Here is a 14180-nt window from a genome sequence, read left to right as displayed (position 1 = left end):
TCGTCGATAGGGGCGAGAAGCTGGCGAAATGTCCTCATGATGCTTGTAATGGATCGATTAATGATCCTGGGCCAGGTCTTTGGGTTTCGTGATGTCTTCTCGCTGTTTCTCTCTACACTGATGCCGTTGTGTAGCGGCTTTTCATCAAGGCTACCTGCATGTCCTTGAGGGCTGGAACTGTCTTCGAAGAACACTCAATCGTGTTGTGTGGATAAGCGTCTGGCATGTGAACTTGATGTATCAATTATTGAACAGCCTACGAGCGAAGGAGCATCAACATGAATATCAACAAACAACCGACTATTGCTGAACTGGCTCGTCTGTTTGCCGCGCGCAAGGATACGCTGGACAACCACATTGTATGGATTGCCGATTTGGGTGAAGTTCATGTCGACGCCATGTCGCCATTCACTCAGGAAAGTGAATTCCGTGACGCTCACCCGCAGATGCGCACTGCGTTGAAGATGTTCCGTCGCGGTCAGGGTTATGTTGGCAAGAAAGCCGCCGCTGATCGCACGTTCATGGAAAACACGCTGCAGGCGCTGCAAGGCGAATGGCAGAAGACCCGGCGTCATGCGCCGTCCCATCAGGTCGCTTGAGCCATTTGGGTTTAAATCGAACTGAGTTTGAATCTTCAGGCCCGTTCCCGACTCTGATCGGGAACGGGTTTTTTCGTTTTTCAGCGTCGAGAAGGGCCGCCGCCATGCCGGTTGCACAAAGTGATTTTGCTGGTATAGATTCCGGCCATGAGTCAGCGCGTCTGGCTTCCCGTTCCCTGCCTGCCATTGATGTCATGGCAGCGCCTGTAGAGAGGTTGCCGATGCGTGCGCCACGATGGTTATGGTTGGTGATACTGCTCAGCGGCAGCGCTGCGGCGGACTGGCGTGAGGTGTTGCCCAATGCCCAGGTTGTCGGTGGCGGCGAGCTGACCCTGTTCGGCTTTCGTGTGTACACCGCCAGGCTGCTCAGCCCGGCCAAACCTTTCGTGGCAGATGCCCCGATGGCGCTTGAACTGACCTACCATCGCAACATTGACCGGGAAGATCTGGTCGATGCCAGTATCGATGAAATCAAGCGTATTTCCGGGTCGCGTGTGACTACCGAGCAACTGGCGGCATGGCGTGAGCAAATGAATCAGTCATTTGTCGACGTTCAGCCGGGCATGAAGATCATCGGTGTTTATCTGCCAGGCCGCGAAGCGCGGTTCTATGTCGGCGACAAACTCCAGCATGTGGTGCCCGACAGCCAGTTCGCCAAGGCGTTCTTTTCTATCTGGCTTGACCCCAAAACCCGTAACCCCGAACTGCGCGAGCAGTTGCTCGGCAGTACCGGCTCATGACCCATCAAGGAGGGCGCATGCTTAAAAAGTGGATGTTGATGCTGTGTATGGGCTTTGTGCTGAGCGGCTGTGGTGGTGTGCCGGTTAGTCATTACAGCCAGGAAACGCCGAAGCTGGACCTGCGCAAATACTTTACCGGGCGTGTCGAAGCATGGGGCATGTTCCAGAAACGCTCCGGCGAAGTGACCAAGCGCTTCACCGTGGTGATCGACGGGCACAGTGAAGGCGAAGTGCTGGTCATGCACGAGGCGTTCAGCTACAGCGATGGCACTAAACAGGTTCGCGAATGGCGCTTGCGACCTGACGGTCCGGGACGCTGGAAGGGTACGGCGGGCGATGTTGTCGGTGAGGCGTATGGCGAGGTGGCGGGCAACAGCTTCCACTGGAATTATGTGCTCCGGCTGCCGGTGGACGGCACCGTGTACGACGTCAGCCTGGACGACTGGATGTACATGATCGACGAACAGACCCTGGCCAATCGTTCATCGATGACCAAGCTGGGTGTGGAAGTCGGGCAGATCACGCTGTTCTTTCGCAAGACCGGCAAATAACCGGACATACAGGCAGGGCGCGCTGATCAGCCGCCCGTCATGTTCATGAAACGCACCACCTGTACGCCGTCGTCATGGGTGAAGTTGTGGCTCCAAGGCTTCAACTGCATGGCGTCGATGATGGCTTTCTCAAGCTTCTGCGGCTGACCGGGGTTGGCGCGCAGTACCGACTTCAAGTCCACCGAATGCTCGTTGCCCAGGCACAACAGCAGCCGACCTTCGACGGTCAGTCGCACGCGGTTGCAGGTGCCGCAGAAGTTGTGGCTGTGCGGCGAGATAAACCCGATGCGTATGCCCGGCGCTTGCGCCAGACGCCAGTAGCGCGATGGCCCCTGAGTCGAGTCGGTTGACGGGACGAGCGTATAGCGCTCGGCGATGCGCTCGCGAACCTGATCGCTTGAATAGAAAGACTCGGCACGGCTGTGCTCGCTGATGATGCCCAGCGGCATTTCTTCGATGAACGAGACATCCAGATTGCGATCGATGGCAAAGGCCAGCAAGTCGTTGATCTCGTGGTCATTGCGCCCGTGCATGACCACGCAGTTGAGCTTGGTGTGCACGAAGCCCGCTGCGTTGGCGGCATCGATCCCGGCAATGACCTTGTGCAGATCACCCGTGCGGGTCAGCTCACGAAAGCGCTGCGGGTCCAGGCTGTCCAGGCTGATGTTCAGTCGGGTGACGCCCGCCTTGAACAGCGGCGCGGCCAGTTTGTCCAGTTGCGAACCGTTGGTGGTCATGCACAGTTCGCGCAGGCCGGGCAGGGCGGCGATTTTCTCGCAAAGCCCGACCACGCCGGCACGCACCAGCGGTTCCCCGCCAGTGAGGCGAATCTTGCGCGTGCCCAGCGCCACGAAGCGCTCGGCCACCTGATGGATTTCTTCCAGCGAGAGGATCTGTTGCCGAGGCAGAAACGTCATCTCTTCGGCCATGCAGTACACGCAGCGAAAATCGCACCGGTCGGTCACCGACATGCGCAGATAATCGACCTTGCGTGCAAAGCGGTCCATCAGGACGGGTTCTGACATTTCACCTTCTAATCGTTGGGGGGCTGCGTTCGGGGTTTGGAGGCCAGCGCGCTACAAGGGTTCAGCTCTTTTGCCTGGCGCTGCTCGAGTTGGCTGGCAGAATGCCTCGATTGATCAATATATTAGCTGCACGTCTCATGTTTGCACAGGCAGCATGTACTCGCAGCATGCCGCCACGCTAACCGAGTCGAAATGTCGCAGTCCAATTGCTTGTTCCAATACGCTCATCGATCTGCTCTATGGCACTTCGCTTCAGCGGCGTTCATGTGTCCAGCTTGGCCGCTGTGCTGCGCTCGTAACGCTCCAGCAGCGGCTGAATACTGATGCCGTGCAACAGAATACTCAGCGCCACCACCGACAGCGTCATGCCGATCACAACGTCACCGACATCGTCTGCCAGGCCATGTGACAAGGCAAAACACAGGTAATACAGGCTGCCGATGCCGCGAATGCCGAACCAGCCCACCAGCGCCTTTTGTCTGGCATTGAGCAAGTTGCGACTGACAAGCAGCCACACACTCGCCGGGCGAATAACGCAGAACAGCGCCAGCCCAAGGCCGATGGCGCGCCAGTCCCAGTAAGATGCCAAGGCCGCGCCCAGCAAGGTAATCAGCAACACTTCCATTGCGCGCTCCACCAGGCTGCCGAACGCCAGCATATCGCCCATCATCACCCCGGCGGCCAGTTGCGAATCGCTCAGGTCATCGGCCTTGGCCACCGTGCCTTGGTCCAACGCGGCGGTCATGTGGCCGAGCACAGGCTGGGCGACGTGCTCCGAAGGCAACTCGGAGCGGGTGACGCGCATTTCGGCCTGGCGCAAGCCGAAGCCTGCGGCAAACACCGAGAGAAAGCCAAAGGCACCGAAGCCCTCGGCAACCACATAGGCCAGTGCGATGAGCGCCAGGGCCAGAAAGTCATTGGGCGAGGTGGTGCTGTCGGCATTTTTGATGCGCAGGAAAATCATCAGATGCCCGACGCCGCGACCCATGCCAAAACCAATCAGCAATCCGGCCGGAACCGCCCAGATCAGGTCCTTGAGCAACCAGTGCTGCGCCCAGTCGCCCGTCACGCCGCCTGAACTCAGGTACAGCAGGGCAAAGATCACGAACGGAAATGCTGTGCCATCGTTGAGACCCGCTTCGCCGGACAAGCCAAAGCGCAAGCGGTCCTGATCCTGCGCGCTGTTGACCTGTACCATCCCGGCCAGCACCGGGTCGGTCGGCGACAGCATCGCGCCGAGCAGCAACGCCACGCCCCAATCAATAGCGAAAATGTAATGTGCCGCAACGCTGACGCCGGCAATGGTCGCCAGCATCACCGGGCCAGCCAGCCAATATGCCGAGTGCCAGGCTTTGCAGTTCAGCGGCAGGCGCAACTTGATGCCGGTGCCGAACAGCGAAAACAGCACCGCGACTTCGGTCAGGCATTCCAGCCACTCGCGGGATTGCTTGAAGTCCAGGTTGATGATATCCAGCCCCAGCGGGCCGATACCGAAGCCGAAGGCCAGGCACACCGCCGAGGTGGTAACCGGCATCCAGCGCAGATAGGACGAGGTGAGCGCCAGCAGCATCAACAGGACGCCGAGCACGCTCATGCAGACAATAAAACTCATAGAGAAAGAACCATCGTTGAATGCGCCTTGAGAAGAGGGCGTAACGGTGGGACTCCCCTATGCGGTAATAAGTTGAAATAATTTGCCGAGCGGCGCTCAGGTCAGCAACCTCCTATCGCTCGATGCTGCGGCTCCAGCGCGCATTCCACTCCGGACGGATCTGATTGACCTGATCCCAGTCGATGGTCACCGCCGTTTCCAGGTACTTTTCCATCGCCTCGACCTGAGGGCGGGTCTTGTCGGTGGTCGGGGTTTTCGGGTTGGAAGGGATCTGGTCGCCGAATTCCAGCGCCGGTGCCTGCGCTTGCGGGGTCAGCAGATACGCCGCGAGCTTTTGCGCGAGCTCAGGCTGATTGTTGTTGGCGATTGCGCATTCAGCCACGTTCAAGACCACGCCGCCCTCCTTGGGAGAGGCGTACTCCACTGGCACGCCCTTGATCTTCAAAGCGGTCACCTGAGTGGGCGTCAACGGGAACAGCGCGGCTTCGTCGGTCTGCACCATCTCGGAGATCTTCGCCGAACTGGCAATGTATTCCAGCACGTTCGGGCCGACGGTCTTTGGCCAGGCCTTGAAACCCGGCTCGACGTCTTTCTCGCTGCCGCCCTGAATGCGGTTGAACATCAGAAAACCGTGCAGGCCGAAGGTCGACGAGGCCAGCGACTGGAACACCACCTTGTCCTTGAAGCGTTTATCCGCCAGGTCCATCCACGAGGTCGGCGCGCTCCAGCCCTTTTCCTTGAACAAGCGCGTGTTGTAGGCCAGGCCGGTCACGCCCAGGCTGACGGCCGCGGCCTGTTCCTTGATTTTGGCTTTTGCCGGCAGGTCGGCAAGGCTGCCGCTGGGTTGCAGGGTGTCGCACAGCCCCATGGAAATGGCCCGATACATGATGCCGTCGTCGAGAAAGATCACATGCATCTGCGGGTTGTCCTTGCTGGCCTGGACCTTGGCGAGGATGTCGGCCGAGGTGCCGGGCACGATGACCACCTTGACGTTGTTGGCTTTCTCGAAAGCGGGCAGCACCTGATCGGCATACAGCCGCTCCATGGTCCCGCCGTTCATGCCCAGGTACAACGTGGTTTCGGCCTGAGCAGGCATACAGAACAGGGCGGCTGCCAATGGCAGGCAAGACACGCCGGTGAGGGCGAGACGTTTGGTGCTTTTCATAGGGACGACCTTCCTCTGTGCAATGGGATGACGTTCGAAACGGGTTCATTAGCGGTGAGTGGAATGGGTGGTTGCCGGAACCGGCCAATCGAAAAAGTCTCAAGCGAGATCAGCGACGCGCCCGTGCAGACCCATTCGGCCAGCGCTTCGCCTGCCGCCGGGCCGATCTGGAAACCTGCTCCGGCAAAACCGAAACCGTGCAACAGACCGGGCTGGGTCAGGCTTGGCCCAAGTACCGGTTCGCGATCCGGCAAGTAGCCTTCGGTGCCGCTCCAGGTGCGGATGGCCTGGGCACCGGCCAGCGGCGGGTAAAGCTCGACGGCATTGCGCAGGATGTCGAGCACCGCTGCCTGGCCGGGTCTGGCGCGTGCCGGGTCAATCGCGAAGCCCTGACCACCGCCGAGCACGCAATTGCCGCGCGCCACTTGCCGGGCGTAGATGCCGCCGCCTTCGACCCCGGTGCTGACGTCCATGAACATTGGCAGCGGTTCGGTGACCAGCATTGCTGGATGCCCCGAATACATTGGCACCGGTTCGTTGAACTGCGCCGCCAGCGCGCCAGCCCAGGCACCTGCGCAGTTGAGCAGCCAGGGTGCCCGCACCTTCAGGCCATCGGCAGTACTGACGATAAAAGCGCTGCCGTCATGGCTGACCTCGCTCACCGCTGCTTGCTCGAACACTTGCGCTCCTGCCTGGCGAGCGGCGCGGGCAAAGGCGGGCGATACCAGACGCGGATTGGCGTGTCCGTCGTCAGCACACAGCGACGCACCGACGGCTACATCGCCCGCCCAGGGGTAACGGGCGCGTAGTTGCTCGCGATCCAGCAATTGCAGGTCCAGGCCAAAACCCTGACTGGCTTGCGCATAGGCACGCAAGGCATTCATGTCGTGTTCGCTGCGCGCCAGCTTGAGATGGCCGGAGCGCTGGTATTCACCGTCGATGCCGATCAACTCACGCAGGCCGCCCCAGATCTGGTGCGCCCGTTGAGACAGGGGCAACTGCGACAGGGGCCGACCCTGACGGCGCACGCCGCCGTAGTTGACGCCGCTGGAGTGCGAGCCACAGAAATCACGCTCCAGCAGGGCAACGCGCTGGCCTTTGAGTGTGAGGCTCAGGGCTGCCGACGAGCCGACAATGCCGCCGCCGATGACAATCACATCGGTTTCAATCAGCGCGCTCATGGTTGCCTCTCCACGGACTGCCTGTCCACTGACTGCACCTCCACGCCGAACGGCAGCGGTTTGATGGGGGCCTGGCCGCGCAAGCGACCGACCTGCTGTACCGGGCGTCCGCTCTCTCGCGCAATAATCTCGGCCGCTGCCAGGCCACACATGCGCCCCTGACAGCGGCCCATGCCGACCCGGCACATGGCCTTGACCCGATTGATCTGCCAGTGACCGTCCTGCACGGTGCTGCGAATCTCGCCTGCAGTCACTTCTTCACAGCGACACACTACGGTTTCATCCGTCACCTTGGCGGCCCAGTCTTCGGGAAACGGAAACGCTGTTTCCAGGCCATGACGAAAGCGTTCGATGCGCCGCAATCCGGCTTTCAGCTCACTGACACGCAGGCCGTCCACCTCGACACCGCAGTCCTGCAGCAGGCCAAGAGCGGCCAGCTCTCCGGCCATTTCCGCCGCATCGGCGCCCATGATTCCGGCGCCATCGCCTGCCAGGTACACGCGTGCCACGCTGCTGCGCCCGCAGTCATCGCGGGTAGGCAGCCAGGCACGGTTCAAAGGGCTCCAACTGAATTCGCAACCCAGCAGATCGGCCAGTTGGGTCTCGCTGCGCAGCGCATGGGCAAACGCCACCGCATCGCAGGTCAGGTGGCCTGGCGTGCCGTTGCGCGCCCAGTGGATGCCGTTTACGCGCTGTTCGCCCTCTATGCGCGTCAATTGCGCATTCTGATGAACCGGGATGCCCCGGGCGCTCAGCCAAGCGCGGTAATACACGCCCTTGGCCAGCGTCGCCGGTTGGCCCAGCAGCGCAGGCAGCGCCTTGCACTGGGCCGAAAACGGCGCGCTGTCGAGCACCGCCACAACGTTCGCGCCAGCCTTTGCGTATTGATAGGCCACCAGATACAACAGCGGGCCGCTGCCGCAGAACACCACGCTTTCGCCAATCGCGCAGCCCTGATATTTCAAGGCGATCTGCGCCGCTCCCAGGCTGTAAACACCGGGCAGGGTCCAGCCTGGCACCGGCAGAATGCGGTCGGTGGCACCGGTGGCGACGATCAACCGGCTGAAATCAATGCTGTCGGCCATGCCGTTGCGCAGCGTATCGAGTCGGTGGTCTTCAACGTTCCAGACCAGCGTTTGCGGGCGGTAGTCAATCTGCTCTGCCAGCGCATCGAGGGTCTGGTGGAGCGCGACGGCCTTGGCGCTTTCAAGGCCGTAAAGTGCCTTGGCCGAGCGCTGGAAGTTTTCCGGCTGGCGGCGATAGATCTGCCCGCCGCCGCGCAGGCCTTCATCGATCAGGCACGCCTTGATGCCATGAGCCAGCAGCGTTTGCGCGGCGCGAATGCCTGCCGGACCTGCGCCTATGATCGCAACGTTGCCGGCGCTCATGCCCGTCGCCCCGGTTCGCGAATCACTGCCTGACCGGCCTCCAGCAACGTCGAGCAGGCACGTACCCGCTGGCCATCACCCAGCCGCACCCAGCAGTCCTGGCAGGCACCCATCATGCAGAAGCCAGCGCGCGGTTCAGCGCTGAAATCACTGCCACGCAGGTGCTCGCTGGCGGTAAGCACTGCCGTTAGCAAGGTGTCACCCAGCAGGCCACTGGCAGGCATCCCATCGAGGGTGAAAGAGAGGGCCGGGCGGTCGCGTTCGACCAGTCGCTTGAGCAATGCCATAACCGAGCTCCGGGTTAGTGTTTGCCGACCAGCACACGATCCAGCCCATAGACCCGATCAAGCAGGATCATGGTGGCGGCGGTGAGGGCGATGACCAGCGCCGACACGGCGGCCATCATCGGGTCGATGGATTCGGTGGCGTAGACGTACATGCGCACCGGCAGGGTCTGCGTCGCAGGTGAGGTGACGAAGATCGACAACGTGACTTCATCGAAACTGTTGATGAACGCCAGCAACCAGCCGCCAGCCACGCCGGGCAGGATCATCGGCAGGGTGATCTGCCGAAACAGCGTGAAGCGGCTTGCACCCAGCGACTCGGCAGCCTGTTCGGCGCTGCGGTCGATGCCGATTGCCGCCGCCAGCACCAGGCGCAACACGTAGGGCGTGATCACCAGCACGTGGGCGAAGATCAGCCAGGTAAAGCTGCCGTTCACGCCCATCAGCGCGAACAGGCGCAGCATTGCCACGCCCAGCACCAGGTGCGGAATGATGATTGGCGAAAGAAACAGGGCATTGAAGAAGTTACGCCCCGGAAATGTATGCCGGGTGATTGCCAGCGCAGCGGGCACGGCGATCAGCGTGGCCAGGGTCGCCGACACGAACGCCAGCAACAGGCTGTTGTAGAACGAGTCGATAAAGTCGGCCCGCTCGAACACTGCCTTGAACCAGCGCAGCGAGAAGTCGGTGGTGGGCAGGCTCAGGGTGTTTTCCGGGGTAAACGCCACCAGGCACACCACGACCAGCGGGGCCATCATGAAGATCACCACCAAGGCATGAAACGACAGGGCCAACGGACCGTTCTTGGACATGGATCATTCCCCCAGGGTTTTCTTGTAACGGCCTTCGAGCATGCGGTTCCAGGACAGCATCACCAGCAGATTGACCAGCAGCAGCGCCACCGCCAGGGTCGCGCCCATCGGCCAGTTGAGTTCCGAGAGGTATTGGTCGTAGATCACCGTGGCGACCATCTTCAGGCGTCGACCGCCGAGCAGGCCGGGAATAGCAAACGAACTGGCCGCCAGGCCGAAGACAATCAACGAGCCGGACAACACACCCGGCATGACCTGTGGCAGGACGATCAGGCGCATCACCTTGGCCTGACTGGCCCCCAGTGACAGCGCGGCCTGCTCGGCGGTGGGGTCGAGCTTCTGCAGCGAGGTCCAGACCGGAATGATCATGAACGGCAGCATCACATGCACCAGCGCGATGATCACCGCGAAAGGCGTGTAAAGCAGTTTCACCGGGCGACCGCCCATGAACTGGATGGCCTGATTGATCAGACCGTCAGCGCCCAGCAACAGGCTCCAGCCAAAGGCCCGGACCACCACTGAAATCAATAATGGCGTGAGGATCAGAATCAGGAAAAACGAGCGCCACGGGGCGCCCATGCGGCTCAGAATGTAGGCTTCCGGTACGCCTATCAGCACGCACAGCAGCGTGACCAGCGCACTTATCCAAAAGGTGCGCAGGAAGATTTCATAAAAATACGAATCGGTAAGCACCGCCGTGTAATTGGCCAGTGTATAGGCGTCGCTTTTCACCCCGACCTGATAGTCGAACACGTTGAATGACAGCAGCAGGGTCAGGCCCAGCGGCAATACCAGCAGGCCGATGTACAGCGCCAGTGCCGGGGCTGACAGCCAGTAGCCGCGACCGCCCTGACGCATTTCGGTCAACAGGCTCATGCACGCACCTCGTCGGCATCCAGCACACGCAGCAACTCGGCCGGCCAGTCCATGCCGACTGCTGCGCCTTGCTCCAGTGGGGCTTGCCCGTCGTTGCGACGCACCACGGTTATTTCACCGATGCCGGTCTGAATGCGATACAGCCATTGGCTGCCGAGGAAGTAGCGCGTGGTGATACGGCCTGACAGACGCCCGCAACCGGGTGCGACCAGGTCGATTTTCTCCGGGCGCAGGCTCAGGGTCAGCGCGCCGTCACCGGGCAACTGGCGAATCTGCGGGGTGCCGCTGCTGTCCAGATCGCCTTGCACCATGTTGGCCTTGCCGACAAAGCCCGAGATGAAGCGCGTGCGCGGGTGCTCGTAAAGCGTGTAAGGCGCGTCGATCTGAGTGATGCGCCCGGCCTGCATGACTACCACCCGGTCGCTGATCGACAGGGCTTCGGCCTGATCGTGGGTGACCATCAGCGTGGTAATGCCCACTTCGTTCTGAATACGGCGAATCTCGAACTGCATTTCTTCGCGCAGGTTGGCATCCAGGTTCGACAGTGGCTCATCCAGCAGCAACACCGGCGGCTCGATCACCAACGCCCGGGCCAGCGCGACCCGCTGCCGTTGTCCGCCTGACAGCTCGCGGGGGTAGCGCTCGGCGTGCTGATCAAGACGCACCAGCGCGAGTACCTTGCTGACCCGTTGTTGCAATTCTGCTTTGGCGACCTTGCGCATACGCAGGCCGAACGCCACGTTGTCGGCCACGGTCATGTGCGGGAACAGCGCATAACTCTGAAACACCACGCCAAGCCCTCTGCTGCTCGGTTTGGCATGAGTGATGTCACGGCCGTCGAGCACGATGCGCCCGTCACTGACCTCAACGAAGCCTGCGATCATTTGCAACGTGGTGGTTTTGCCACAGCCGGAAGGGCCGAGCAGTGAAACGAATTCGCCCTTGTCCACACTCAGGTGGGCGGCAACCACAGCGTCTATAGAGCCATAGCGTTTGGAGAGACCTTCGAGCTGCAGAAATGCCATGCCTGCTTCCACCTTTGTGCATGCGCGCCGAAGCACGCGTTTGTCATGGGCAGATGCGAAATGAAGTCATGCAGTTCTGTGGACGTTGGTGCTCGCTCTGAGTCGGCTACCGATGATTGTTCAAATCGCCCCTGTGGACTGAGAGTAGGACGAAGGCTAAGGTGGGCTCAACAAGGAATTTCACTGAATAACATCTTTCTTTTAATTAATTCTATGAGTGGAAAGTTAATGAGGTATAACCATGAATAATTCCACTGATCGGAATAGTGCGCCTGCAGAGGTGGGTGTCGGGGCTGTTTCGCGCCTGTTTGCCGTACTGCGCTGCCTGGGCGAGTGCGACGAAGGTGGCGAGCGGGTTACGCAACTGGCCCAGCGGGTCGGTCTGTCACAACCCACCACACATCGTTTGCTGCGCAGCCTCATGGACGAAGGCATGGTCGAGCAGGACCTGCTCAGCAAGCGCTATCGCTTGAGCATCGAGTTCTTCGCTTTGGCGGCGCGCGCGGGCAATACCGGCAACCTGCGCGACGTGGTGCGGCCCAGCCTGTTGCGTCTGTCGGCATCGCTGGGCGACTCGCTGTTTCTGCTCGCGCGCAGTGGTTTTGATGCCATTTGCCTGGACCGCAGCGAAGGCCCATACCCGATCCGCACCTTTACCGGCGACATCGGTGGCCGAGTCGCACTGGGTGTGGGGCAGGGCAGCCTGGCGATTCTTGCGTTTCTGCCAGAGGACGAACGCGAAACGGTCATCGCTTACAACCTGCCACGGCTCAAGGATTTTCATCTGTATGACGAGGTGTTTCTGCGCTCTGAGGTCGAGAATGTGCGACGTCTCGGTTATGCGGGGCGCAACACCGGCGCGCTGCCAGGCATGGCCGGGCTGGCGGTGCCGATCCTTGACCGCAACGGTCGTGCCGTGGCGGCGCTCAGCGTCGCGACCATCACCGACCGGTTAGGGTCTGACCGCCTGATGACCGTGGTAGAACTGCTCAAGCGCGAGGCAACGGCGATCGGAGCGAAGATCAACCCGTTTGATCCGTTGCTGCGAAGGCCCAGCCAGGTGTTCGGGCAGGCGGGCTAGGGGCTTTACTCTTTCTTTGGCGTTTTTTTGACGTATCTCTGACATCTCTACCGATCGTCGCTGTTCTTAAAGAAAAATTGGCGGAAGCCGATGATGATCTCATAGAGCCATACATGCCGAGCTGTCTAGCTCGGTCGTAAGAGATGAGGCTTGTCATATTCTGCGCGCTGGCGCAGACCCGTTTTTCTCCAGAGATCATCACGATGTCCAAATCCCTGAGGCTTCAAATCCTGGGCTTGCTCGGCGGCAGCCTCGTGCTGGTGCTGATTATTGCGCTGGCCTGCTTCAACTTTCTTTCCGGCAACGTGCAGTCCTATCGCAGCCTCATTGAAGGTCCGGTCCGTGCATCGCAGTTGATCGATGAAGCCAACCTGGAGTTCAAGGTTCAGGTTCAGGAGTGGAAAAACGTTCTGCTGCGCGGCAAGGCCCCGGCGGATCGGGACACGTTCTGGGCGAAGTTCGAGGAGCAGGAGCGCAAGGTCCAAGGCACGTTGGGCCTTTTGGCCGATCTGGAAGGCGCCGACGCATCGCTGAAAAATGAAGTACAGGCTTTGCAACAGGCACACCGCACGCTGGGCACGGCCTATCGCAGCGGCCGTGATGTGTTCATCGCGGAGGGCAACGATGCCACCGTTGGTGATGCCGCGGTCAAAGGGGTAGACCGGCCAACCAGCGAGCAGATGGCCAGGCTGGTCGGTGAGTTGCACAGGGCCAGCGATGCTCAGTCGATTGCGATCAGCCAGCAAGCGGACCGGACGATCCTGACTGGCACCGTGGTGATGCTGGTCTCCGCGCTGCTGGTCGGCTTGTTGGCGCTGTGGATTGTCAACCGCAACCTGGTTGCGCCGATTCGCATGCTTATCGAATACGTCGCCCAGTTAAGTGAAGGCAAGTTTGCTGCGCGGGTCGACGTGACGCGCCAAGACGAACTTGGCCGCCTGGCCGTTGCAGCGAACACGCTGCGTGACTTTCTCGCCGATACCTTCAGCCGCCTGAAGCGCAGCACCACCGACCTCGACACCGCCGGCGGCGAGTTGAATGCCATTGCCGAATTGATGGCCCAAGGCACTCACGAGCAATTCGAGCGTACCGATCAGGTGGCTACCGCCATGACCGAGATGTCCGCCACGGCTCAGGAAGTGGCTCGCCATGCTGCACACGCCGCACGCGCTGCGGATGAAGCAGACCAAAGCGCGCAGGATGGCGAGAGGGTCATGCAGTCGACCATCGACACCATCACCCGGATGCGCAGCGAAATTTCCTCTACCGCCAACGTCATTCAACGCCTGGAAACAGACAGCGGTCGCATCGGCAAGGTGCTGGAAGTGATTCGCGGTATCGCTGATCAGACCAACCTGTTGGCGCTCAACGCTGCCATCGAAGCTGCACGAGCAGGTGATGCCGGGCGCGGTTTTGCTGTGGTGGCGGATGAAGTCCGCACATTGGCACAGCGTACTGCGGTGTCCACGGCCGAGATCAATCAGATCATCAATTCAGTGCAGACCGGTGCCAGCGATGCGGTGCAGGCCATTCAGGGCGGTCAGGCGCGCAGCGAAGAAAGTGTCGAGCAGGTCACCCATGCAGGCGCAACGCTGCAGCGCATTACCGTGGCAGTGGAAAACATCCGCGACATGAATCGCCAGATCGCCACGGCTGCCGAAGAGCAGACCTCTGTGGCAGAAGACATCTCGCGCAACCTGACTGAAATCACCGCCATTGCCGTGACCAATCAGGACAACGTCAAACGCACGCAGAACGCCAGCCATGAACTGAAAGGGCTTTCAGCGGGCCTCAACGATGTGATCTCGCGCCTGAGTGCGTGATCTGCTAAATACGCACAG

The 14180-nt window shown here is 60.8% G+C and carries 14 protein-coding genes; 5 read left to right on the top strand and 9 right to left on the bottom strand.

What is annotated here, in order from left to right:
* Window positions 1-278: 278 nt before the first annotated feature.
* The 3 genes from QRN38_RS13735 (at window position 279) to QRN38_RS13725 (ending at window position 1890) form a co-directional block, all read left to right on the top strand.
* Window positions 279-599, top strand: coding sequence for a hypothetical protein (locus tag QRN38_RS13735; protein ID WP_057418823.1), 321 nt, complete (start codon window positions 279-281; stop codon window positions 597-599).
* 221 nt (window positions 600-820) lie between these two features.
* Entirely contained in the window at window positions 821-1339 is a 519-nt protein-coding gene (locus QRN38_RS13730) for a chalcone isomerase family protein (protein WP_057418824.1), read from the top strand.
* A 17-nt stretch (window positions 1340-1356) separates the two neighbouring features.
* Window positions 1357-1890 (top strand): DUF3833 domain-containing protein, encoded by a 534-nt coding sequence (locus QRN38_RS13725; RefSeq protein ID WP_007246661.1) that lies wholly within the window; start codon window positions 1357-1359, stop codon window positions 1888-1890.
* Window positions 1891-1916: 26 nt separating this feature from the next.
* Here QRN38_RS13725 and moaA read toward each other — a convergent pair whose 3' ends face one another.
* The 9 genes from moaA to QRN38_RS13680 all read right to left on the bottom strand — a co-directional run bounded on the left by moaA (window position 1917) and on the right by QRN38_RS13680 (window position 11258).
* A complete protein-coding gene (gene moaA, locus QRN38_RS13720; protein ID WP_007246660.1) occupies window positions 1917-2915 on the bottom strand; it encodes a GTP 3',8-cyclase MoaA in 999 nt (332 codons plus the stop codon).
* 262 nt (window positions 2916-3177) lie between these two features.
* A complete protein-coding gene (locus QRN38_RS13715) occupies window positions 3178-4527 on the bottom strand; it encodes a cation:proton antiporter (RefSeq protein WP_057418825.1) in 1350 nt (449 codons plus the stop codon).
* A 112-nt stretch (window positions 4528-4639) separates the two neighbouring features.
* Complete coding sequence (locus QRN38_RS13710) at window positions 4640-5692, bottom strand: ABC transporter substrate-binding protein (protein WP_057418826.1); 1053 nt, start codon at window positions 5690-5692, stop codon at window positions 4640-4642.
* Window positions 5689-6873: an NAD(P)/FAD-dependent oxidoreductase gene (locus QRN38_RS13705; protein ID WP_057418827.1), complete on the bottom strand. Its 1185-nt coding sequence runs from the start codon at window positions 6871-6873 to the stop codon at window positions 5689-5691. Before QRN38_RS13705 ends, QRN38_RS13710 begins: the two co-directional genes overlap by 4 nt.
* Complete coding sequence (locus tag QRN38_RS13700) at window positions 6870-8261, bottom strand: FAD/NAD(P)-dependent oxidoreductase (protein ID WP_057418828.1); 1392 nt, start codon at window positions 8259-8261, stop codon at window positions 6870-6872. The genes QRN38_RS13705 and QRN38_RS13700 overlap by 4 nt, the downstream gene beginning before the upstream one ends.
* Window positions 8258-8548 carry a (2Fe-2S)-binding protein gene (locus QRN38_RS13695; RefSeq protein ID WP_007246655.1) on the bottom strand — a complete coding sequence of 97 codons (291 nt, stop codon included), beginning with the start codon at window positions 8546-8548 and terminating at the stop codon, window positions 8258-8260. Before QRN38_RS13695 ends, QRN38_RS13700 begins: the two co-directional genes overlap by 4 nt.
* A 14-nt stretch (window positions 8549-8562) precedes the next feature.
* Window positions 8563-9357: an ABC transporter permease gene (locus tag QRN38_RS13690; protein ID WP_003383453.1), complete on the bottom strand. Its 795-nt coding sequence runs from the start codon at window positions 9355-9357 to the stop codon at window positions 8563-8565.
* 3 nt (window positions 9358-9360) lie between these two features.
* On the bottom strand, window positions 9361-10233 hold the full coding sequence (locus QRN38_RS13685; protein ID WP_057418829.1) for an ABC transporter permease: 873 nt from the start codon (window positions 10231-10233) through the stop codon (window positions 9361-9363).
* Window positions 10230-11258, bottom strand: a complete 1029-nt coding sequence (locus QRN38_RS13680) for an ABC transporter ATP-binding protein (RefSeq protein ID WP_024668359.1) — start codon at window positions 11256-11258, stop codon at window positions 10230-10232. The genes QRN38_RS13685 and QRN38_RS13680 overlap by 4 nt, the downstream gene beginning before the upstream one ends.
* Window positions 11259-11499: 241 nt before the next feature.
* Between QRN38_RS13680 and QRN38_RS13675 the strand changes: the two genes are divergently transcribed.
* The gene (locus QRN38_RS13675; protein WP_054080284.1) at window positions 11500-12339 is read left to right on the top strand and encodes an IclR family transcriptional regulator; all 840 of its coding nucleotides are present in this window, start codon (window positions 11500-11502) and stop codon (window positions 12337-12339) included.
* A gap of 203 nt (window positions 12340-12542) precedes the next feature.
* Window positions 12543-14162: a methyl-accepting chemotaxis protein gene (locus QRN38_RS13670; protein WP_054091138.1), complete on the top strand. Its 1620-nt coding sequence runs from the start codon at window positions 12543-12545 to the stop codon at window positions 14160-14162.
* Window positions 14163-14180 lie beyond the last annotated feature (18 nt).

Source organism: Pseudomonas sp. CFBP2511 (assembly GCF_030209255.1).
Lineage (GTDB): Bacteria > Pseudomonadota > Gammaproteobacteria > Pseudomonadales > Pseudomonadaceae > Aquipseudomonas > Aquipseudomonas avellanae.
The sequence above is the reverse complement of the archived record's forward strand: the minus strand, read 5'-3'. Positions and strand labels throughout refer to the sequence as shown.